This window comes from Streptomyces sp. NPDC050211, from assembly GCF_040656035.1.
Lineage (GTDB): Bacteria > Actinomycetota > Actinomycetes > Streptomycetales > Streptomycetaceae > Streptomyces.
Window position 1 is genome coordinate 45577 of sequence record NZ_JBFALC010000026.1, and the last position, 19746, is coordinate 65322.

The window sequence follows — 19746 nt, forward strand, 5'->3', positions numbered from 1 at the left end:
TGTGCCGACGGTACTACAGACGTAGTGCGACCGGTAGGTTGACGTCCATGTCCGAACGCACCGAGAGCCCCTCCCGCACCGACCTCGTCGCCGACACCGCGCTCGCTCTGCTCGCCGAGCGCGGGATGCGCGGGCTCACCCACCGGGCGGTCGACGAGGCGTCAGGGCTCCCCCAGGGCTCGACGTCGAATCTGGCGCGCACCCGGCAGGCACTGCTGGAGCTCGCCGTACGCCGCCTCGCCGAGCGCGAGTCACGCGTCCTGGCGCTGCATGAGATGCCGGACCCGCGGGGTGGCCGCGACTCGGTGGTGGACGGCCTGGCGTTGGCCACGCACCGGGCCCTGACCCACCACCGCGACCTGACGCTCGCCCGCTACGAGCTGGCCCTGGAGGCGACGCGCCGTCCCGAGCTGCGCGCCTACTTCGACGCCACCGGTGCCCGGTTCCGTGACCAGCTCACCGCCCTGGCCACGGCGATGGGCTCGACCGCCCCGGCGCGGCACGCGCTGTCGCTGATCGCCTGGGCGGACGGGCTGATGTTCTCGTGCGTGGCCGGGTCCTTCAGCGCGGAGGTGCCGAGCCTCGATGAAGTGCGGGCGGGCCTGCGGGAGTTGCTCGACGGGATGCTGTCCGGGGCTTCGTAATTGCCTGGTGGGGCGGGACGGGTTGGGTCAGGATGCAGGCATGACCATCGAGCGCCGTGAACCCGCGACCACCGCCGACGAACGCACCATGCTGGAGGGCTGGCTGGACTACCACCGCGAGACCCTCGCCTGGAAGTGCGAGGGCCTGACCGACGCCCAGCTCAGGAGCGCCTCCGTGGAGCCGTCCACGCTCTCCCTGATGGGGCTGGTGCGACACATGGCGGAGGTGGAGCGCGGCTGGTTCCGCAAGGTGCTCATGGACGAGGACGCGGGGCCCATCTACTACTCCGACGAGGATCCGGACGGCGACTTCCACGTCACCGAGGAGGAAAGCTGGGAGGAGGCGCACGCCACCTGGCGGGCCGAGATCGACATCGCCCGGCGCAACGCGGCCGGCTTCGACCTGGACGACCTCTCCAAGGGCAGGAGCCGGCGCACCGGCGAGCAGTTCAACCTCCGCTGGCTCTACACCCACATGATCGAGGAGTACGCCCGCCACAACGGCCACGCCGACCTGATCCGCGAGCGCATCGACGGCACCACCGGCGACTGACGTCGGCGCGCCCGCCGTACAACGGCGTCGATCACCCATGTGGGGCATCCTGCGCCGTCCGCCGCCCCGGAGGGCGGCCGACGCAGCAGAGTTGCGCCCGTGCATCGAACGTCGACCACCGCAACGCTCCTGGTCACCGTGGCCGCATCGGCCCTCACCGGCTGTGTGACGGTCCAACTGCCGCCCGCTTCGGGGCCCTCGGCGCCGCCGTCCCGGACCGTTCCTGCCCTGCCGGACGCCAGCGCGGAGCCGCAGATCGTGCAGGCGCCCGCGCGGGAGGCACTGGAGCGGATCGGACCGCCCCGTGAGCCGTCGCCGACGGCATCGGTGCGGCGGCCTCCCCCACCGGCGCCGACCCCGGAGAAACCGGCGCCTTCACGCCCGCGCCCACCGCGTCCGGCACCGCGGACTCCGGAGGCACCTCAGCGGCCGCCCGTCGAGGCGACCCAGCCGGTTCCCAAGGACCCCGGCGATGTCTGTGACCTCGGCAGACAGTACGGCGGCTGGCCACAGGACAGCCCGCAGTCGAGGATCTGCGAGCAGACGTACGGGCGTTGAGGGATTCCCGCGCATGGGTCCCCCTACGTCCCCAACCGCAGTTCCAGCCGGCTGATGGCCGCCCGCACCCCGTCCCCGTAGGGATCGTCCCCCAGGGCGTGCACCGCGCCTCGTGCCTGCCGGACATGTGCACGCGCGGCCTCGGCGCGGCCCAGCTTCACATAGTCGGCGGCCAGATTGAGATGGAGCGAGGGATACAGCGCCCGCGCGGCCAAGGCCCCCTCGTGCTCGGCGAGCCGCTCGTCCGTCAGTTCTTCCGCCGCGGTCAACGCCCGCAGATCCCAGGCCAGTTCGTCAACGGGGTCGTCCTGCGTGTCGGCCATGTAGTGCGCCAGGGTGCAGCGGTGCAGCGGATCCCCGGTCGCGCCGATCTCCGCCCAGAGGTCCAGGAAGCGGTGCCGGGCCTCCTCGCGGTCGCCCGCGTGGTGCAGCATGACGACCTGGCCGATGCGGGTCATGACCGCATCCGGCGCCGCCTGCTCCTGTCGCTCCGCCACCGCACCCTCCCAGCCCTTCACCGATGTCGCTGTCCGACGACGCTAACCGCAGCCACCGCCAATCCCGACGAGGCGGGGCCGACCCAGGGGCCGGCCCGCTCCAGGTCAGCCGAGGTTCGGGATGCGCCAGTCGATCGGCTCGTGGCCCTGCCGGGCGACGGCCTCGTCGATCTGCGTGAAGGGACGGGAGCCGAAGAACTTCTTCGCCGACAGCGGCGAGGGGTGGGCGCCCTTCACCACCACATGGCGCTGCTCGTCGATCAGCGGGAGCTTCTTCTGGGCGTAGTTCCCCCACAGGACGAAGACCGCCGGGTCGGGACGGGCGGCCACGGCGCGGATCACCGCGTCGGTGAACTTCTCCCAGCCCTTGCCCTTGTGCGAGTTGGCCTCGCCCGCGCGGACCGTGAGCACCGCGTTGAGCAGGAGCACGCCCTGCTCGGCCCACGGCATGAGATAGCCGTTGTCCGGGACGGGCGTGCCCAGCTCGGCCTGCATCTCCTTGTAGATGTTGCGGAGGGAGGGCGGGGTCTTGACCCCCGGTCGGACCGAGAAGCACAGACCGTGCCCCTGGCCCTCCCCGTGGTACGGGTCCTGACCGAGGATCAGGACCTTCACCTTGTCGTACGGCGTCGCCGCCAGCGCGGCGAAGACCTCCTCACGCGGAGGGTAGACAGGACCCTTCGCCCGCTCCTCCTCTACGAACTCCGTCAGCTCCTTGAAGTAGGGCTGCTGCAGTTCGTCGCCCAGAACCCCGCGCCAGGACTCGGGCAGCATGGAGATGTCGGTCACGTCGACTTCCTTACGATGTGCGGTCGCTTCGATGCCCCAGAACCTACCGGCGACCACTGACAATCGACGCTGCTACCGCACTACCAGCTGGTCTTCCGGTACAGCTCCCACATCATCATCATCGTCGCCGGGTCGATGACCTTCTCCAGACCGGCGATCTCCTCGTTCGCGGCCGTGTACGCCTTGCCCTGCCACAGCGGGATCAGCCGCGCGTCGTCCACGAGGATCTGCTGGGCCTCCTCGAACATCTTGGACACGGCCCCGCGGTCGCTCTCCTCGCGCGAATCCGGCAGCAGCTTGCCGGTGATCTCGGGGGAGTTGTACGGGGTGCCGAGCGCGTTCTGCTCGCCCACGAAGGGGGCGATGAAGTTGTCGGGGTCGTTGAAGTCGGGGTTCCAGCCACGCCCGAAGACCGGGTACTCGCCCTTCTGGTAGCCCTCCGAGTAGGTCTTCCAGGGGCGGCTCTTCAGCGTGACCGCGAACAGGCCGGACTCCTCCAGCTGTCGCTTCAGCTCCTCGAAGGCCGGCTTGGTCTGGGAGCCGTAACGGTCGGTGGTGTACCAGAGCGTGAGAGGAACCGTTTCGGTGACGCCCGCCTCGGTGAGGATGGCCTTCGCCTTGGCCGCGCTGGGGTTGCCGTAGTCGTCGAAGAAGCCTGTCCCGTGGCCCACGAGACCCCTGGGGATCATGGAGTACAGCGGCTCGACGGTGTCCTTGTAGATGTTGTGGGCGAGCGCCTTGCGGTCGATGACCTGGGCGACCGCCTTGCGGACCGCGGGGTTCTTGGCCCAGCTGTCCTTGGGGTTGAACACCAGGTAGCTGATCTCGGTGGTGGGGTTCTCCATGATCTGGAGCCCCTCCTTGTCGCGGTTGACCTGGATGTCCACGATGTCCGAGGCGCCGAGACCACGGTAGATGACCGAGATGTCGTTGCTCTTCAGCGCCGTGACCAGCTCGTCCGACTGCTGGAAGTACCGGATGGTGACGGCGGAGTTCTTGATCTCCGCCAGGCCCTTGTAGTTTTCGTTGCGGACCAGCTCGGCCTTCTCGCCGTCTTCGTAGGAGGCGAGTTTGTAAGGCCCCGAGCCGGTGATGTCCCCGTCCTCGCGGAGCTTGTTCGCGGGGTACTCCTCGGGGTCCACGATCGACATGGCGGGCGTGGTGAGCACCAGGGGGAAGGTCGCGTCGGGCTGGCCGAGGTGGAAGACGACCTCGCGGTCGCCCTTCACCTGCACCCGGTCGAGGGTGGTCAGCAGGCCCGCGGGGCCACCGTTGACGTTGATCTCCTTGATCCGGTCGAACGAGTGCTTGACGGCCTCGGCGTCCAGCGCGTGCCCGTTGGAGAACTTCAGACCCTCGCGCAGCGTGCACGTGTACACGGTGCTGGAGCTGTCCGTGAACTCGCAGCTCTCGGCGGCGTCGGGTTCGGGCTTGCTCGAACCGGGCGAGTAGCCCAGAAGGGGTTGGTAGACGTTACGCATCAGCTCCCAGGAGCTGTCCCAGGCCGCGGCCGGGTCCAGGGTGCTCGGCGCGCTGGTTGTCCCCACGATGATCGGGTCCGCGTCGTCAGAGGCGTCCGAGGAGAACACACCACACCCGGTCACCATGGATATGGACGCGATCACCGCGAGTGGCGGCGAGATTCGGTTCCGATTGAACACGTGCATGCTCCTCGAAATGCCGTACACAAGTGGCCGAACGATACCGCAGGCCGCTGGGACCGCTCCCGCCCGGATGGCAGAGCTGTCGGTCCGCCCGGTTGTGACGGTTTTTCGAGTCCTCGTGAGGGGTGCGGTCGGGCGCCGGGGATGGTCGGTGAAGACCCGCACCGGCGCCCACCGCACTCTGTCAGCCGACCCCGGCGTTCAGGAAGATGCCGCCGTCGATGACGAGGGTCTGGCCGGTGATCCAGTCGGACTGCGTCGAGGTGAGGAACTCGGCGGCGCCGCCGATGTCGGAGGGCACGCCGAGCCTGGCCAGCGGGTAGGACGCGGCGGCCTCCTCCTCGCGGCCCTCGTACAGCGCCTTCGCAAACTTGGTCTTCACGACGGCCGGGGCGATCGCGTTGACCCGCACCTTGGGCGCGAACTCATGGGCGAGCTGCTGGGTCAGGTTGATCAGCGCGGCCTTGCTGACGCCGTAGGCGGCGATGAACGGCGAGGGCGCGAGGCCCGCGACGGAGGCGATGTTGACGATCGCACCGCCGTTGTCCTTCTGCCAGGCGTGCCAGGTCTTCTGTGCGAAGCCGAGCGCCGAGATCACGTTGGTCTCGAAGACCTTGCGGGCCACATCCAGGTCGAGGTCGGCGATCGGGCCGAACACCGGGTTCGTACCGGCGTTGTTGACCAGGAAGTCGACCCGGCCGAAGGCCTCCATGGTGCGCTCGACGGCGGCGGCCTGGTGGGCCACGTCGTGCGCCTTGCCGGCGACGCCGATGACGCGGTCGGCGCCGAGCGCCTCGACGGCCTCCTTGAGGGCGTCCTCGTTGCGGCCGGTGATGCACACGCGGTCACCGCGCGCGACGAGCGCCTCGGCGACGCCGTAGCCGATGCCGCGGCTGGCGCCCGTGACGAGCGCGACCTTGCCCGAAAGCTCGGGGAGTTGTGAAGTCATGTCCCTGGTCCCTAGTCGAGCGGTCCGCCGGCGATGTACAGCACCTGGCCGGAGACGAATCCGGCGGCCTCGCCGGTGAAGAAGGCGATCGCGTTCGCAACGTCGGCCGGCTCGCCGACCCGCTGCACGGGGATCTGGGTGGCGGCGGCGGCCTTGAAGTCGTCGAAGCCCATGCCGACCCGGTCGGCGGTGGCCTTGGTCATCTCGGTGGCGATGAAGCCGGGGGCGACCGCGTTGGCGGTGACGCCGAACTTGCCGAGCTCGATGGCGAGCGTCTTGGTGAAGCCCTGCATGCCGGACTTGGCGGCGGAGTAGTTGGCCTGGCCGCGGTTGCCGAGCGCGGACGACGAGGAGAGGTTGACGATCCGGCCGAACTTGGCGTCCACCATGTGCTTCTGGCAGGCCTTCGACATCAGGAAGGCGCCGCGCAGATGCACGTTCAGGACGGTGTCCCAGTCGGAGACGCTCATCTTGAACAGGAGGTTGTCGCGGAGCACGCCCGCGTTGTTCACGAGGATCGTCGGCGCCCCGAGCTCCTCGGCGATCCGCGCGACGGCCGCCTCGACCTGCGCCTCGTCCGAGACGTCGCAGCCGACCGCGATCGCCTTGCCGCCGGCCGCGGTGATCTGCTCCACGGTGTCCTTGCAGGCGGCCTCGTCGAGGTCGATCACGGCGACCGCGCGGCCCTCGGCGGCCAGTCGTACGGCGGTGGCGGCGCCGATGCCGCGTGCTCCGCCGGTGACTACGGCGACCCGCTGCTCAGTGGTGGACATGGGTGACTCTCCTCGGGTGAGCGACCGCTTAGTACCTTCGATGACGTGACGCTAGAAGCCCTGGCACGCGGTGTCAACGGCAACCGCGCGCATGTGATCCATTACCCGGTCGGTCACTTCACCAACAGATCGAGCAGCCGCTGCGCCTCGGCCGCCGGATCGGAGGTGAGTCCGGTGTGCACGGGCCCCGGCTGGACGACCGTGGAGCGGGGCGCGATCAGCCAGCGAAAGCGTCGCCCGGCGTCGTCTCCCCCGGCCTGCCCCGCGGCCTCGCTGCCGACGCAGACCCTCTCGACGGCCCCGAGGGCGGCCCGGATGCCGGCCACGTCCGCGCCCGGGTCGAGGGCGAGCAGCCGCGCCTCGTCGAGGTGGGTGCGGGCACCGACGTAGCCCTGGGCCCGGCAGTACACCAGCACGCCCCCGTTGACGAACTCGCCGCGCTCGATGCGGGGTACGACCCGCAGGAGGGCGTACTCGAAGACGTCCCGGTCGTTCTGTTCGCCGCCCCGGATGATGTGGCGTTCGACCACATGGCCGGCCATGTGGATGTGGCGCTCGGTCACTTGCCCTCCTCGATTCCGGTGACGCGCTCGTGGACGCCGGCGGCGCGAGCGAGCAGAGGGCGCGCATAGGCCCGCCGGAGATCGTCCGGGGTGTCGAAGCCGGGCTCACCGGCCAGCCAGGCGTCCGGGATCTCGGCGACGACCTCGCCGAGCAGGTCCTCGGTGACGCGCGGCGCCAAGTCGGCGGCGGCGCCGGCGACATCGGGGGCGAAGCGGGCCAGCGCGTGGTCCGAGGCGTCGTACGCGCGGGCCGCGGAGGCCTCGGCGCCGGGCCAGTTGTGGTGCCAGATCATCGTGGCGCCGTGGTCGATGAGCCACAGGTCGCCGCGCCACATCAGCAGGTTGGGGTTGCGCCAGGACCGGTCTACGTTGCCCACCAGCGCGTCGAACCAGACGATCCGCCCGGCCTCCTCGGGGGTCACCTCGAACGCGAGCGGGTCGAAGCCGAGGGCGCCGGACAGGAAGTCCATGCCGAGGTTGGTGCCGCCGCTGGACCTGAGCAACTCCTGCACCTGCTGGTCGGGTTCGCCGAGTCCGAGGACCGGGTCGAGGTCGATCGTCACGAGCCGGGGGACGCGGAGGCCCAGCCGGCGGGCGAGTTCACCGCACACGACTTCGGCGACGAGCGTCTTGCGGCCCTGTCCGGCACCGGTGAACTTCATGACGTAGGTCCCGAAGTCGTCGGCCTCGACAAGCCCCGGCAGCGAGCCGCCCTCACGCAGGGGTGTGATGTAGCGGGTCGCGGTGACCTCTTTCAGCATTGGCATGAAGTGAGCATAGTAACTGAGGGTGATCGCGGCGCACGGCGGCCGCGGACTTCCAACCCCCGGACAACTGTCGTGGCCGTCATGACTGAGGTCGGTGGGTACTCGGGAAAGAAACTCATGGACGCGGTCGCCGGGAACGAGGACGGAGCCCACCACGTGATCAGCGAGATCTGCGGTGCCCTCGCGGACATCGGATACACCGTTCCCGGCCAGGCGTGGACCTACTGGCACCTCGGCGCCGGCCGGGGCCCCGACTACCTGGACGAGCAGCGCGGCCGCGAGTGGGCCCACCGCACCGGCCGTGCCATGGCCGCCAACCTCAACGGCGTCGCGCAGGCGCTGCCCGTCCGCTCGGTGTGCCCCGTTAGCGTCCGCCGGACGTTGCCGTCGTGTCGCGAAGCTCGTTCACTGCCGCGGCCAAGTGCGTTTGCAGCGTGTCGGGCAGCGGTTCGCCATGGATGGCCGTCAGGAGTTCCTCGGCTATCTGGTGGAGTTTGGTGTTCGTGTTCTGTGAGGTCGCGACCAGCACGGACCACGCATCCTCGGCACTCAGCGAGAACGTGGCCATCAGAACGCCTGTGGCCTGGTCGATGACCGGGCGCGTGCGCATGGCGCGGCGCAGTTGAGCGACCTCGTTCCGCAGGTCTTCCTGACCCTCGCTCAGGGCGTCCTCCATCGGCTGGGTGCCCGCGAACAGCGGCCACGTGTCCGTCTTGACCAGGAGCCTGCGCACGGCGGGACTGGACGCCCGCATGGTGAGGAGTTTCCCCTGCCGCTCGGCACGCCGCCGCGCGGCCAGCAGGAGGTTCAGCGCCGAGCAGTCGCAGAACGTGACGCCGCTCAGGTCCAGCTCCACACGGCGTGCGCACCGGCTGACGGAGTCCTCCAGCACACTCCGCAGCAGTTCCTCGCTGTCGATGTCCAACTCACCGCGGACCTTGACGATCACGGTGCCGTTCCGCGCCAGCGTCTGGATCGCCGGTTCGTACGGCGCGACGCCGGAGCGATGCGGGATCCGTAGCTGCTGCATGGCGGCCTCCAGCGAGGACAGTGGCTCCAATTCAGGCTCCCCCGCCGACCATTGCACGTCAAGAGATACCGGAAATTCGTTTCAGGCTTTTGAATGCATGAAACCCATGTCTTAATCTGGAGGGCATGGCCGAAGCCCCTGAGCCGCACACCGGCTGGACGTTCCTCACCAATCACGCACGCGTCCTGGCCGCCATCGCCAGCGACCACGCCACCCGGATCCGCGACATCGCCGCACGTTGCCGGCTGACCGAAAGGGCTGTGCAGAAGATCATCGCTGACCTGGAGGGCGGCGGCTATCTCACCCACACGCGGCAAGGCAGAACCAACACCTACCGCATCCAGCCGGACACCGTCCTCCGGCACCCGGCGGAAACCGGACTCACCGTCGCCGACCTGCTCGTCTTCCTCCAGCAGCACGACCGCAGCCGCAACGACCAGACGGTCACGTGATCCTGCGGCCGGCTTGCCCCACAGAAGACAGCACCAGCCCGCACGCCGACAGCATGTGTCCGCGTGCGGGCCGACCGGGTACCGGTGAGCGCGGCGTCGCGTGATCAGAGGGGAGCGCCCGGATCTCCTGGCCGGATCCGTCCACGCCAGGCACCGCTTTCGCCGCCGCGGTGCTCGATGTAGTCCTTGAAGCGGCGCAGATCCCCCTTCACCCGGCGGTCGATGACGCCGAGCATGTCCCCTCCCTTTTCGACGGCACCGGTGGGTTCGACGTCCATCGTGAGTTCCACCCGGGTGTGCAGGTCGTCCAGGCGCTGGAAGCGGACGGATCCCCGCTGCTGGGAGTCGCCGCCGATGGACCTCCAGGTGATCCTGTCGTCCGGCATCTGGTCGACGATCTCGGTGTCGAACTCGCGCCGCACCCCGCCGATCTTGGTGGTCCAGTGGTTGTGCCGGTCGTCGAGCTGCGTGACCTCCTCGACGCCCTCCATGAAGTTCGGGAAGTCCTCGAACTGCGTCCACTGGTTGTAGGCCGTGTGCACGGGGACCTCGACATCCACCGTTTCCTTGACCGTGCTCATCTCTTCCTCCTTGCCGGTCGTCTGCCGCGCCGGGCCTCTCGGCTCCGTGCGCGCCTGCGGGACACCGGGTACCCATGCCGTCCGACAGGTCACGGTGATTGCCGGCCCGGTCGGCCGGGCACCCGGGCGCCGTGGCACAGCGACCGCGGATTCTGCTGACGGGGTGGTTCGGCTTCCTGGACCGGGAGGCGACCGCCGGGGACGTGCTGGCGCTGCACCGGGTGCGGGACTACTCGAGCGGGCGGAGCTGGACCACGACGTCGGCTGGAGTCCCGGCTTCCGGCCAGCCGGACCGCATCTGGCGCAGGCTCGCCCCGAGGACTACTCCCACCTGGTGTTCGTCGCGGTTCCCTGCACGGGCCACAGATCGAGGAGTTGCATCGGCGGTTCGCACACTGCGTACGGATCGCCGTGGGCACCTCCGTTCTCGACCCCGCCGGCCCGGCCGTCACCGGGTTCCACCACGTACTGGCGCGGGACGCCCCGAGCACCGAGCCCACGGTCGACCTGGCGGCCCGCGCCCCCTTCCCGACCCCGCGATCCGTCGTCGGGGTGATCCTCACCCACGGCCAGCACGAGTACGGCGCGCGCCGACGGCATGCCCGGGTGGCGGAAGTGGTGACGGACTGGCTGTCCGGCCGGGACTGCGCCCGCCTGGAACTGGAAACCCGGCTCGACGTGCACGAGTGCGACCTCCGCCCAGTTGGAGGCCGTGCTTTCGCGGCTCGACCTGGTCGTCACCGACCGGCTGCACGGGCTGGTGCTCGCTCTGCGGGCGAGGGTTCCCGCGGTGGCCGTCGACCCGGTCGAGGGCGGCGCGAAGGTGACGGCCCGGCGTGGTGCCATGTCGGACTGCGCGGACGGCCTCCTCCAAGCTCTTGCCGACGGTGCACCCCAAGCTGCCGGCTCCAGCAGCAGCCGCCCCACTGAGCGTTGGTCTTGACCAACGTTTCCCGGAGCTCCGAATGGACACTCGGTCGATCAGCATGAGTGAGCCCTACGGGGCGAAGGAACGAACCGGACCGCAACGGGCCGGACGCAGAAAGAAGATGAACCGCCGTGACTGTGGAAGCCAGGAAGACGACGCCCGCCGTCCGTCGACCCGAGACAGGCTGGGCGAGGGCACGCCGCGTGCGTGGGCAGAGCATACGGACCTGCATGCGCGCCACGATCGACGGCGACGCGGGTCAGCTGCGGCGCGGGGACGACTGGAACGTCGTACGGGGCGAGGACTGAGCCACTGTCACATCGGTACGGACCAGTCGATCGTTCAAGGGCGCTCCCCGTTGCGGAGCATGCGCACGACGGCTCGTTCAGGGAGGCCGTGGGTGGCAGGGATGCCGTCCGCGGCCTCCTCAGCCAGGTGGGGCAGCGCGCCGACGATCGTCCCCCCTCTTGGCGGAGATGTCCAGGCCGGACACCTCCTTGAGGTACGCGTTGACCTCGTCGCCCCTCACGTCGTGCCAGGCACCCCGCTCCCAGTAGGCCAGCAGCCGGTCACCGCCGTTCCCGCGCCGCAGCATCGCCCTCAGACTGCGGCAGGCGGCGGGTCCGTAACGGTATGGGCGAGTTCCTGACCGGCCTTGCCGGATACGTGAACAGGACCGCGCCGGCCCGGCAGCGAGCGTGCTCCCGCAAGAGCGTCGTCGGGCCGTAACTGTCGTTCAGTTCGGTGTACCGGTCGCCCAAGTGCCCCTCGACAACGGCCCGGGGAGTGCCTCGGCGACATCCAGCACATGCCCGTGCTTGGCCTGCTCCTGCTCGGCGCGGAACTGCGCGTGGTAGAGGTACTGGCGACGCCCGGCGGCGTCCGTACCGACAGCCTGCAGATGTCCGTTGCCTCTGCGGCAGATCCACACGTCCCGCCAGGCCGGCGGAATGATCAGCGCCCGGATACGGTCCAACTCCGGTGGATCGCGGAGGACTTGTCCCTCGGCATCGACGTAACGGAAGCCACGGCCTTGGCGTCGACGGCGATGTCCGGGCTCCGTGGGCCGACTGGGGTAGAGACGCACACCAAACTCCCTTAAGAGCGTCACCACTCACGGGTCGCGTACCGGCCCGGTGCTTTGCACCAGTGGTCCAGCGCGGCGATCAATTCCCGCGGCGGCACGGTCTCCCTCTCCGGGGTCTACGGCGGTGCTGCCAGCCCGATGCCGCTGCTGACGATGTTCGGCAAGCAGATCCAGGTACCGATGGGCCAGGCCAATGTCTGGCGCTGGGTGGAGGACATCCTGCCGCTGCGTACGCCATGTTCCAGGCCAAGGAAGACGGCATGGTCAAGACTCTTCTCAAGCCCTGACTCAAGCCCTGACCTCGTGATCTCATCCCGCCCGGCGGCCAGGTGTGGGCGAAACCACGCTGCTCACGCGGCCGCAGGTATGTCCGCTGCCCGGGACGACGGATTACCGTCTGATGGATCCCCCGTTCATCGCCAGTACCTCGGACGGCCCGGCAGTGCTCACAGATCTCTCCCCGCTCATCGCGGCGACCACCCAATGGCTGACGCATTCCTACCCGGCGTGCGGCGGCGCGCTGGCCGCGGCCCTGAGCGAGGTGCAGGCCCGGCAGGCCGTCACGGTGGCCGCGTGGCTGCGGTACCCGACGCCGACGGACGTGGCACTGGTCCAGATGGCCGGCCCAGGCGGTTCGGCCGGCCTGGACTGGATCACCGGCGCGGACGCGACCGCACACGACGACGCGGACGACTTCGCCTGGCGCACTTGGGTGGACGAGGTGGTGGCCAGCTGGGCGGCCTGTCTGCTCAGCGAACCCGAGCTGGCCCGCCTGGCGGTCGCTGCCATCGCCGAAGGCACCCATACCACCGGGGTGCCGATCGAGTTCCGGCGCCTGGTGTCGCCCGACGCCCGCGACCGCCAGGCGGCTGCCCTGCTGCGCCACCCCGACCTCATCGCCCCCGTGGCCGTACTCCACCGCACCGCACTCCACGAGCACCTCGACCCGGGCCAGGCGCTCATCGCCTGAGCCCCGAGCACGTCCCTCGACGCGGGCCCCCACCAGGCCGTACGGCCCAGGCGTCGCCATCCTCCGCGCGATCGCCCCTGCGGGTCTGCCGAACGGCGCTGCTGAGCCGCGCCATCGTCTCGGGGGCCAACTGCCCGGGAAACTCCCGTATTTGGATGATCGAGTGTGGCTACTCACAGCCCTTGTGCACAGCGCGCGGGCGGCCCGAACGCACGGCCGTCCACCCGGCGGGTTCAGTCCTTCTAGTCCTTCTTGCCACGGCCCGTCAACGCGTCGCGCATGCGGTCGACCAGACCGGCTCCCGGGGCCAGCAGTTTGTTGGCCGGCGGCTTGTCCGGGGCGGACGGGTGCGGGCGGGTCGGGGCCATCTTCTTCGCCTGACGCACCTTGTCGCCCAGGCCGTCGAGCGTCTCCGCGGAACACGCCGCGCGCAGCCTGGGGAAGAGGTTGCCCTCCTCGTCGGCGATGTGCGAGCGGACCTCGCTCATCAGCATCCCGATGAGCCGGTCGAACTCGGGATCATCCGCGTCGCACCCCTCCAGGTCCTTCATGATCCGCTCGGCCTTGGAGTGATCCTCGATCTCCTTGTCGGCCAGCGCGTCCCCGCCCGCGATGTGCTCCCGTACGGCCGGGTAGAGGTACTCCTCCTCTGCCACCGAGTGCCGGACCAGCTCCATCGTGGCCTGCTCGGCGAACACCTTGCGGTTCTTGTCACCGGACGGAAGCCCCTCGATCCGGCCGAAGATCTGCTCGACCTCGCGGTGATCGGTCACCAGCTCGTCGATGACGTTCCCACCGTGACCCATGTCCTTCACCTCCAGCCTGGAGCGGCGGTCCGGACGAACCCGCCGCGGGCTTCGAGTGCCCACGGTCGGCGGGCCCACACGGCAGTCACGAGTGTCTGTGAACCGGCGCATAGTGGGAATCACCATGTGAAACAACTGACCCGGGAACCCGTGTCAGTGCGTCGCCGGCGATCGGCGACCAGTCAGGGCCCTTCCGGGCCGCGGGTCGCTTCCATCCGGGCCTGTGGCTCGGCGGTGAGGAGGAACTGCTGGCCACCGATCTGCAGCGGCAGAGCTGGTGGCTGAGCTACGCCGAGGAGCTGACCGTCCATCACAAGGCGTCCGTGCTGCGGGACAGCACGGCACGCAGGATCCTGGGGCTGCGCAGCACGCTCTGGTTCACCTGGCTGCGCCGCCCGCTCCTCCGGCCCTGCGACGTACGGCCTACCTGATGGCCACGGTCCCCCACGACGCGGCGTCGGCCCGCGCCTTCGCCCGTGCGGCGGCCGGTCTGCCGTGGGTCCTGCGGCAGCGCGACCCGGTGCCGCCGGAGATCGAGGACCGGCTGACGGCACTCCAGCACGCCCGGCGCTCGTCGTCCGCACGCAGGTACGTCGGGTGAGCGCCCATACTGGCCCTACGGGCATTCTCGCGTGAGGTTTCCTCCGAACGTCCCGGGCAACTCGGGCCCGACGCGTCTGCACCGCGGGTCCCCCGTCTCCTTGGAACAGGAGCTCCGGATGACGATCAACCGGCGCCCGTCGCCTGCCGCGTCCGATCTGCGGATCGGCCTGCTCGGCTCGTACGGCGGGCGCAACATCGGCGACGAGGCGATTCTGCTGTGTGTTCTCAGTTGCCTGCGCGCCCACCGGCCGGGTGCCCGACTCGTCGTCTTCAGCCGGAACGCCGAACACACCCGCAGCCATCAGCGGGAAGCGGACGAGGTCGTCGACTGGGAAGGTGTCCCGCAGAAACCCGTGCTCGACGCCGTCGCCGGACTGAACCTGCTGGTGCTGGGCGGCGGCGGGATCCTCTACGACGGGGAGGCGCGGCGCTATCTGCGGCTGGTGCGGGCGGCACATGAGCGCGGCGTGCCCACCTTCGCCTACGCGATCGGCGCGGGCCCGCTGCGTGAGGCGGACGACCGGGAGTCCGTACGCTGCGTGCTGCCGGAGATGACCGACGTCGTGGTCCGGGACGAGGAGTCCCGGCTCGTCCTGGAGGAGGTCGGCGTCGAGCGTGAGCTCGCCGTCAGCGCCGACCCGGCGCTGCTGCTCACGCCGGAACCCTTCACCGAGCAGATGATGCGGCAGGAGGGCCTTCCCACCGATGCCCGGCTGGTCGGGATGTCCGTGCGCGAGCCCGGCCGGGCGGCGGAGAAGCTCGACGAGGACGACTACCACGCGCTGCTCGCCGATGTCGCGGACTTCCTCGCCCGCCGCCTGGAGGCGCACGTGGTCTTCGTGCCGATGGAACGCGAGGACGTGCGGCACGCGCACGGCGTGCTGTCGCGGATGAGCGATCCGGACCTGGGCCGGATCCTGCACAACTCCTACAGCCCCGGCGAGGTCCTCGGCTTCATGAGCCACCTGGACATGGTCGTCGGCATGCGCCTGCACTTCGTGATGTTCGCGGCGCTGTCCGGCCTGCCCGTGCTGCCGCTGCCCTACTCGGGCAAGGTCTTCGACTTCGCCCGCCGTACGGGGGCGCCCGCGCTCGTCGGTGTGGCGCGGGAGCAGGCCGGACTCCTGCTCGCCGAGGTGGACCGGCTCTGGGACGAGTTCCCCCGCCGGCACGAGGACCTGAACAGCCGGGTTCAGGGGCTGCGGGCCCTGGCCCGGGAGACCTGCGCCCGCTGCGGAACCCTCCTGGACTCCCTCGACGGCGGTGCGCGCGACACACGGCGCGCGCAGGACGCCGACCTGATTCTGACCCACGGTTCCCGGACGGACGATCTCAGGAACCCGGGGATGTGACCTGCGATGCCGATCCTGGAACCACTCCGACCCGCTCGGACCGTCACCCTTCCCCCGCGAGCGGCCCGCCACGGAGGCCGCACCGACGTCCTGGTCGTCGGCGGCGGTCCGGCCGGCACCGCCGCCGCCTACGCGGCGGCCGACGCCGGCGCCGAGGTCGTCCTCGTGGAGCGCTACGGCTTCCTCGGCGGCAACGCCACCGTGGCCCTGGTGATGCCGCTGATGTCGTTCCACAACGAGCAGAAACAGGCCGTGTTCGACGAGAGCGGACACGGCAGCCGGCTGCTTCCCACCGACCACGGCGAGGGCGACCCGGTGGTGGCCGGATTCCTGTGGCTCCTGCTGGACCGGCTCACCGCACGCGGCGGCTGCATCCCACCGTCCCCCGGCACCGGCTACACCGTGCCGTTCGACCCGGAGCTCTACAAACTCGTCCTCCTCGACCTGATGGACCAGGTGGGCGTGCGCATGCTGTTCCACTCCTTCGCCTCCGCCGCGCTGCCCCTCGACGACGGCTGGCGGGTGGTCTTCGAGACCAAGTCCGGGCCGGTCGTGATCGACGCCGGTGTCGTCGTCGACGGCACCGGGGACGGCGACATCGCCGCTGCCTGCGGGGCGCCGTACGAGATCGGCCGTCCGGAGGACGGGCTCGTGCAGCCGATGACGCTGATGTTCCGTGTCGTCGACTTCCTGCAGCCGCGCTTCGCCGAGTACGTCAGCGAGCACCCCGACCAGTGGCGGGGCGTGCACGGTCTGTGGGACCTCGTCCAGGAGGCCACCGAAGCGGGGGAACTGCGTCTGCCCCGCGAGGACATCCTGTTCTTCGGCACCCCGCATCCCCGCGAGGTCAGCGTCAACAGCACCCGGGTCACCCGGGCGCTCGGCACCGACGTGTGGGACCTCAGCCGGGCCGAGTACGCCGCCCGCCGCCAGCTGGAACAGATCGACCGCTTCCTGCGCGGACGCGTGCCGGGTTTCAAGAAGGCCTACGTCGCACAGAGCGGCGTCCAGATCGGAGTGCGGGAGACGCGGCGCATCCTCGGCGAGTACCACCTGACCGGACACGACATCCTCGCGGCGCGTTCCTTCCCCGACGCCGTGGCGCACGGCGCCTACCCCGTCGACATCCACAACCCCCGCGGCAGCGGCACCGTCCTCAAGCGCGTCCCCCGGGGCAGCTTCTACGACATCCCCCTGCGCTGTCTGCTGCCCCGCGACACCGACCGGCTGCTGGTCGCCGGACGCTGTATCTCCGGCTCGCACGTGGCGCACTCGTCGTACCGTGTCATGCCCATCTCGATGGCCACCGGCCAGGCGGCCGGTGTCTGCGCCGCTCTGTCCGTCCGTCTCGGCCGCAGTCCCCGCGAGGTGCCGTGCCACCTCGTCCAGCGCACGCTCAAGCGCCAGGGCGCCCATCTGCGCCTGGAGCCCCGGGAACCCGTGCGGCGCTGACTGCTGGTCCGACCCCAGTGGTTCCTCGCGGGCTCCTCGGGTACCCGGACACCAGGCAATGAGGGCGACCGGAACGGACGAAAGGCCGTGAGGATGCCTCCCCTGACACAGACTCCCGCGATGGACCCCCGAGTGAGCCGCCGTGCCTGCACACGCACCGCACGCTCGCGCGGCCGGGTCCCCGAACCCGACGAGGAACCGGATCTGCTCGGCCAGTACCTGGCCCAGATCGCGGCGACCCCGCTGCTCACCGCGGAGGACGAGGTACGGCTGGCCCAGCGCATAGAGGCCGGAGTGCGGGCCGTCGAGGAGCTGCGGGAGGCCGACGCCGGCGAGCGCGACCTGACGCCGGAGCGGCACCGGGAACTCGACGCGGTCGCCCGCGACGGCAAGGCCGCCAAGGACCACATGATCCGGGCCAACCTCCGGCTCGTCGTGGCGATGGCCAAGCGGCACGCCCACCGGGGTGTGCCCCTGCTCGACGTCATCCAGGAGGGCAACCTGGGGCTGATCCGGGCGGTGGAGAAGTTCGACCACACGAAGGGCTTCAAGTTCTCCACGTACGCGACCTGGTGGATCCGCCAGGCGATCGAGCGGGGCCTCGCCCAGCACGCCCGGGCCATACGGCTGCCGATGCACGTGGTGGAGGAGCTGCGGAAGCTCGGCAAGATCGAACGGCGCCTGCAGTTGGACCTGGGTCGTGAGCCCACCGCCGAGGAGGTCGCCCGGGAGAGCGGCCTCTCCGAGTCCCGGGTCGACTGGCTGCGCCGCGTCGGGCGGCAGGCGGTCAGCCTGGACACGCCGGTCGACGAAACCGGTGAGATGGTGATCGGCGACCTCATCCCCGACACCGAGGTGCTGCAGGCCGCGGACATCGCCGAGTACCAGGCACTCGCGCAGGACCTGAGGAGGGCCATCGGCACCCTCGCACCCCGCGAGGCCATGATCCTCAGCCTCCGCTACGGCCTGCACGACGGAGAGCAGCGCACCCTCGAACAGGTCGCACGGCAGGTGGGTCTCACCCGCGAGCGCGTACGCCAGCTGGAGAAGCAGTCGCTGGCGAGGCTGCGGGCCCCCGAGACGGGGCAGCGCCTGCTGACGTGGGCGAGCTGAGCCCTGTGGGAGGCGTTCTGATGCGCCGCTGACGCGCGTCCGCGACGGGCTTTCGGCCGGGGCGAGGCGGGAACCCGGTCAGCGTCCACGCCCGTCCAGCGGTTCAGGAGGCCGTCGTGACCGATCCGCAGCACACCCAGCAGAACCCGGCCACCCAGCACCCCCGCCCGGACTTCCCCTCGCAGGACCAGCCGCACCCCGGATGGACCGGGCCGATGGACCCGCCGCCCGACCACGGCGAGGAGAGCTACCGAGGCACCGGCCGGCTGGACGGCCGCGAGACCGTCATCACCGGCGGCGACTCCGGCATCGGGCGGGCCGTGGCCCTGGCCTTCGCCCGGGAGGGTGCCGACGTGCTCTTCACCTACCTCGAGGAGGAGGCGGACGAGGCCCGCGAAACGTCCCGTCTCGTGGAGAGGGCCGGCCGCAAGGCGGTCGCCGTCTCCTGCGACATCCGCGAGGAGGACAACTGCCGGGCCCTGATCGAGCGTGCGGCCGGGGAGTTCGGGCGCATCGACGTCCTGGTGAACAACGCCGCCTACCAGATGTCCCAGCCCGACGGCATCGAGGCGATCCCGACCGAGCAGTTCGACCGGGTGATGCGCACGAACCTCTACGGCATGTTCTGGCTGACGAAGTTCGCCCTGCCGCACATCCCCGAGGGCGGCAGCGTCATCAACTCCACGTCGGTGCAGGCCTACAAGCCCAGCCCGCACCTGCTGGACTACGCGATGACGAAAGGCGCGATCGTGACTTTCACCCAGGGGCTGGCCCAGATGCTCGTCGACCGCGGTATCCGCGTCAACGCGGTCGCCCCGGGACCGGTGTGGACGCCGTTGATCCCCGCGACGATGCCCGACACGGTGGAGTTCGGCAGGCAGAGCCCTCTGGGCCGCCCGGCCCAACCCGCCGAAATGGCTCCCGCGTACGTCTACCTCGCCTCTCAGGAGGCCAGCTTCATCACCGCGGAGATCCTCAACGCGACAGGCGGGACGCCACTTCCGTAGCCGAGTCCCTCGACGCAGGACGGCAGCGCGATCCGGCAGCATGCCGGACCTCGTCGGACCGTTACGTCCTGCCCGGGCCTCCGCTGCCGAACCCGCCGCTCGAGCCCGGATTCCACCGTCGGCGTTTCTGGCTCTCGCTGCGTTTACTGCCGGACGGCTGGAGCTCGTGCGGGGTGAGCCGCCGCCCGCTCTTGTCTCCGGCCTGGGGGACCTCGTTCTGCTCGCGCACCTCCTGGGCCTCCCGGACCGGTCCGGTACTCGGCACCGAGGGCTGCTCATGAGGCCCCGGAGGGCCCGGTTCGCGGCGCCGTACCTTGATGCCGAGCCGTACGGCCCACACCAGGGCGCCGGCGATGAGCAGGCCGCCGATGAGGACGGCGATCAGGCCGCCCGGATTCGAAACGGCCGCTTGGTCGGGGATGGCGTATGCGATGGCGTTCATTGGGCCCGGGTACCCAGGCTCGGGCTGTGGATACGGACGGCGTGCCCCTCTGACGGCGGACAGCGGGCGTGGCGTGCCCCGCCCTCCCAGGTCCCCGCCGATAGCGTCACCGACGCCCGTGCCCGGCCGGTTTCCCACGGCGCTGCCAGGGCACCCGCACGCCGCT

Annotated in this window: 22 protein-coding genes and 4 pseudogenes; 13 read left to right on the top strand and 13 right to left on the bottom strand. The window is 70.2% G+C overall.

Annotation, left to right across the window (positions count from 1 at the left end; genetic code table 11):
* Positions 1 to 47 precede the first annotated feature (47 nt).
* From AB0I98_RS24825 to AB0I98_RS24835, 3 genes are all read left to right on the top strand, one after another.
* A complete protein-coding gene (locus AB0I98_RS24825) occupies positions 48 to 644 on the top strand; it encodes a TetR/AcrR family transcriptional regulator (protein WP_362945220.1) in 597 nt (198 codons plus the stop codon).
* A gap of 40 nt (positions 645 to 684) precedes the next feature.
* Positions 685 to 1197: a DinB family protein gene (locus AB0I98_RS24830; protein WP_362945222.1), complete on the top strand. Its 513-nt coding sequence runs from the start codon at positions 685 to 687 to the stop codon at positions 1195 to 1197.
* A 99-nt stretch (positions 1198 to 1296) separates the two neighbouring features.
* Positions 1297 to 1755, top strand: a complete 459-nt coding sequence (locus AB0I98_RS24835) for a hypothetical protein (RefSeq protein WP_362945224.1) — start codon at positions 1297 to 1299, stop codon at positions 1753 to 1755.
* A 23-nt stretch (positions 1756 to 1778) separates the two neighbouring features.
* Here the strand turns inward: AB0I98_RS24835 and AB0I98_RS24840 are convergent, their stop codons facing one another.
* The 7 genes from AB0I98_RS24840 to AB0I98_RS24870 all read right to left on the bottom strand — a co-directional run bounded on the left by AB0I98_RS24840 (position 1779) and on the right by AB0I98_RS24870 (position 7751).
* Complete coding sequence (locus AB0I98_RS24840; RefSeq protein WP_362945226.1) at positions 1779 to 2252, bottom strand: hypothetical protein; 474 nt, start codon at positions 2250 to 2252, stop codon at positions 1779 to 1781.
* A 105-nt stretch (positions 2253 to 2357) separates the two neighbouring features.
* Positions 2358 to 3041, bottom strand: a complete 684-nt coding sequence (gene ung, locus AB0I98_RS24845) for a uracil-DNA glycosylase (RefSeq protein WP_362945227.1) — start codon at positions 3039 to 3041, stop codon at positions 2358 to 2360.
* An 80-nt stretch (positions 3042 to 3121) separates the two neighbouring features.
* Entirely contained in the window at positions 3122 to 4702 is a 1581-nt protein-coding gene (locus tag AB0I98_RS24850; RefSeq protein ID WP_362945229.1) for an ABC transporter substrate-binding protein, read from the bottom strand.
* 187 nt (positions 4703 to 4889) lie between these two features.
* Positions 4890 to 5654 (bottom strand): SDR family oxidoreductase, encoded by a 765-nt coding sequence (locus tag AB0I98_RS24855; RefSeq protein WP_362945231.1) that lies wholly within the window; start codon positions 5652 to 5654, stop codon positions 4890 to 4892.
* 11 nt (positions 5655 to 5665) lie between these two features.
* Positions 5666 to 6427, bottom strand: a complete 762-nt coding sequence (gene fabG / locus AB0I98_RS24860) for a 3-oxoacyl-ACP reductase FabG (protein ID WP_362945233.1) — start codon at positions 6425 to 6427, stop codon at positions 5666 to 5668.
* A gap of 113 nt (positions 6428 to 6540) precedes the next feature.
* Positions 6541 to 6990: a DUF3037 domain-containing protein gene (locus tag AB0I98_RS24865; protein WP_362945235.1), complete on the bottom strand. Its 450-nt coding sequence runs from the start codon at positions 6988 to 6990 to the stop codon at positions 6541 to 6543.
* A complete protein-coding gene (locus AB0I98_RS24870) occupies positions 6987 to 7751 on the bottom strand; it encodes a HipA family kinase (protein ID WP_362945356.1) in 765 nt (254 codons plus the stop codon). The genes AB0I98_RS24865 and AB0I98_RS24870 overlap by 4 nt, the downstream gene beginning before the upstream one ends.
* 138 nt (positions 7752 to 7889) lie before the next feature.
* Here AB0I98_RS24870 and AB0I98_RS24875 point away from each other — a divergent pair.
* Positions 7890 to 8099: pseudogene (locus AB0I98_RS24875) on the top strand (flavodoxin family protein); the annotation flags it as partial.
* A 22-nt stretch (positions 8100 to 8121) separates the two neighbouring features.
* Here AB0I98_RS24875 and AB0I98_RS24880 read toward each other — a convergent pair.
* A complete protein-coding gene (locus AB0I98_RS24880) occupies positions 8122 to 8817 on the bottom strand; it encodes an ANTAR domain-containing protein (RefSeq protein WP_362945237.1) in 696 nt (231 codons plus the stop codon).
* Between the two features lie 95 nt (positions 8818 to 8912).
* Here AB0I98_RS24880 and AB0I98_RS24885 point away from each other — a divergent pair, with 95 nt between their 5' ends.
* Complete coding sequence (locus AB0I98_RS24885) at positions 8913 to 9239, top strand: helix-turn-helix domain-containing protein (RefSeq protein WP_362945239.1); 327 nt, start codon at positions 8913 to 8915, stop codon at positions 9237 to 9239.
* A 104-nt stretch (positions 9240 to 9343) separates the two neighbouring features.
* On the opposite strand, the gene AB0I98_RS24890 is transcribed toward AB0I98_RS24885, so the two are convergent.
* A complete protein-coding gene (locus AB0I98_RS24890) occupies positions 9344 to 9820 on the bottom strand; it encodes an SRPBCC family protein (RefSeq protein WP_362945241.1) in 477 nt (158 codons plus the stop codon).
* A gap of 155 nt (positions 9821 to 9975) precedes the next feature.
* Here AB0I98_RS24890 and AB0I98_RS24895 point away from each other — a divergent pair.
* A pseudogene (locus tag AB0I98_RS24895) lies at positions 9976 to 10763 on the top strand (polysaccharide pyruvyl transferase family protein).
* Between the two features lie 412 nt (positions 10764 to 11175).
* On the opposite strand, the gene AB0I98_RS24900 reads toward AB0I98_RS24895, so the two are convergent.
* Together AB0I98_RS24900 and AB0I98_RS24905 are read right to left on the bottom strand one after the other, a co-directional pair.
* Positions 11176 to 11343 carry a hypothetical protein gene (locus AB0I98_RS24900; RefSeq protein ID WP_362945243.1) on the bottom strand — a complete coding sequence of 56 codons (168 nt, stop codon included), beginning with the start codon at positions 11341 to 11343 and terminating at the stop codon, positions 11176 to 11178.
* A 141-nt stretch (positions 11344 to 11484) separates the two neighbouring features.
* On the bottom strand, positions 11485 to 11835 hold the full coding sequence (locus tag AB0I98_RS24905) for a hypothetical protein (RefSeq protein WP_362945245.1): 351 nt from the start codon (positions 11833 to 11835) through the stop codon (positions 11485 to 11487).
* A gap of 87 nt (positions 11836 to 11922) precedes the next feature.
* Between AB0I98_RS24905 and AB0I98_RS24910 the strand changes: the two are divergent.
* Together AB0I98_RS24910 and AB0I98_RS24915 are read left to right on the top strand one after the other, a co-directional pair.
* Positions 11923 to 12122 (top strand): annotated as a pseudogene (locus tag AB0I98_RS24910) (glutathione-dependent formaldehyde dehydrogenase); the annotation flags it as partial.
* Between the two features lie 155 nt (positions 12123 to 12277).
* Entirely contained in the window at positions 12278 to 12805 is a 528-nt protein-coding gene (locus tag AB0I98_RS24915; RefSeq protein ID WP_362945358.1) for a hypothetical protein, read from the top strand.
* Between the two features lie 242 nt (positions 12806 to 13047).
* Here the strand turns inward: AB0I98_RS24915 and AB0I98_RS24920 are convergent, their stop codons facing one another.
* Positions 13048 to 13611 carry a hemerythrin domain-containing protein gene (locus tag AB0I98_RS24920; protein WP_362945247.1) on the bottom strand — a complete coding sequence of 188 codons (564 nt, stop codon included), beginning with the start codon at positions 13609 to 13611 and terminating at the stop codon, positions 13048 to 13050.
* A 179-nt stretch (positions 13612 to 13790) separates the two neighbouring features.
* On the opposite strand from AB0I98_RS24920, the pseudogene AB0I98_RS24925 reads away from it, so the two are divergent.
* From AB0I98_RS24925 to AB0I98_RS24945, 5 genes and pseudogenes are all read left to right on the top strand, one after another.
* Positions 13791 to 14212 (top strand): annotated as a pseudogene (locus AB0I98_RS24925) (glycosyltransferase family 2 protein); the annotation flags it as partial.
* Between the two features lie 118 nt (positions 14213 to 14330).
* Positions 14331 to 15566 (top strand): polysaccharide pyruvyl transferase family protein, encoded by a 1236-nt coding sequence (locus AB0I98_RS24930; protein WP_362945249.1) that lies wholly within the window; start codon positions 14331 to 14333, stop codon positions 15564 to 15566.
* A gap of 6 nt (positions 15567 to 15572) precedes the next feature.
* The gene (locus tag AB0I98_RS24935; RefSeq protein WP_362945251.1) at positions 15573 to 17018 is read left to right on the top strand and encodes an FAD-dependent oxidoreductase; all 1446 of its coding nucleotides are present in this window, start codon (positions 15573 to 15575) and stop codon (positions 17016 to 17018) included.
* A gap of 120 nt (positions 17019 to 17138) precedes the next feature.
* Complete coding sequence (locus AB0I98_RS24940; RefSeq protein WP_362945253.1) at positions 17139 to 18131, top strand: sigma-70 family RNA polymerase sigma factor; 993 nt, start codon at positions 17139 to 17141, stop codon at positions 18129 to 18131.
* A 116-nt stretch (positions 18132 to 18247) separates the two neighbouring features.
* Positions 18248 to 19138, top strand: a complete 891-nt coding sequence (locus AB0I98_RS24945) for an SDR family oxidoreductase (protein WP_362945255.1) — start codon at positions 18248 to 18250, stop codon at positions 19136 to 19138.
* A 61-nt stretch (positions 19139 to 19199) separates the two neighbouring features.
* On the opposite strand, the gene AB0I98_RS24950 is transcribed toward AB0I98_RS24945, so the two are convergent.
* Entirely contained in the window at positions 19200 to 19580 is a 381-nt protein-coding gene (locus tag AB0I98_RS24950) for a DUF6479 family protein (protein ID WP_362945257.1), read from the bottom strand.
* Positions 19581 to 19746 lie beyond the last annotated feature (166 nt).

Bases quoted from the DNA above. Each gene is read 5' to 3' on its own strand.
- AB0I98_RS24825 (WP_362945220.1), top strand. From the start codon at position 48: ATGTCCGAACGCACCGAGAGCCCCTCCCGCACCGACCTCGTCGCCGAC.
- AB0I98_RS24830 (WP_362945222.1), top strand. From the start codon at position 685: ATGACCATCGAGCGCCGTGAACCCGCGACCACCGCCGACGAACGCACC.
- AB0I98_RS24855 (WP_362945231.1), bottom strand. From the start codon at position 5,654: ATGACTTCACAACTCCCCGAGCTTTCGGGCAAGGTCGCGCTCGTCACG.
- fabG (WP_362945233.1), bottom strand. From the start codon at position 6,427: ATGTCCACCACTGAGCAGCGGGTCGCCGTAGTCACCGGCGGAGCACGC.
- AB0I98_RS24870 (WP_362945356.1), bottom strand. From the start codon at position 7,751: ATGCTGAAAGAGGTCACCGCGACCCGCTACATCACACCCCTGCGTGAG.
- AB0I98_RS24885 (WP_362945239.1), top strand. From the start codon at position 8,913: ATGGCCGAAGCCCCTGAGCCGCACACCGGCTGGACGTTCCTCACCAAT.
- AB0I98_RS24890 (WP_362945241.1), bottom strand. From the start codon at position 9,820: ATGAGCACGGTCAAGGAAACGGTGGATGTCGAGGTCCCCGTGCACACG.
- AB0I98_RS24900 (WP_362945243.1), bottom strand. From the start codon at position 11,343: ATGCTGCGGCGCGGGAACGGCGGTGACCGGCTGCTGGCCTACTGGGAG.
- AB0I98_RS24920 (WP_362945247.1), bottom strand. From the start codon at position 13,611: ATGGGTCACGGTGGGAACGTCATCGACGAGCTGGTGACCGATCACCGC.
- AB0I98_RS24930 (WP_362945249.1), top strand. From the start codon at position 14,331: ATGACGATCAACCGGCGCCCGTCGCCTGCCGCGTCCGATCTGCGGATC.
- AB0I98_RS24935 (WP_362945251.1), top strand. From the start codon at position 15,573: ATGCCGATCCTGGAACCACTCCGACCCGCTCGGACCGTCACCCTTCCC.
- AB0I98_RS24940 (WP_362945253.1), top strand. From the start codon at position 17,139: ATGGACCCCCGAGTGAGCCGCCGTGCCTGCACACGCACCGCACGCTCG.
- AB0I98_RS24950 (WP_362945257.1), bottom strand. From the start codon at position 19,580: ATGAACGCCATCGCATACGCCATCCCCGACCAAGCGGCCGTTTCGAAT.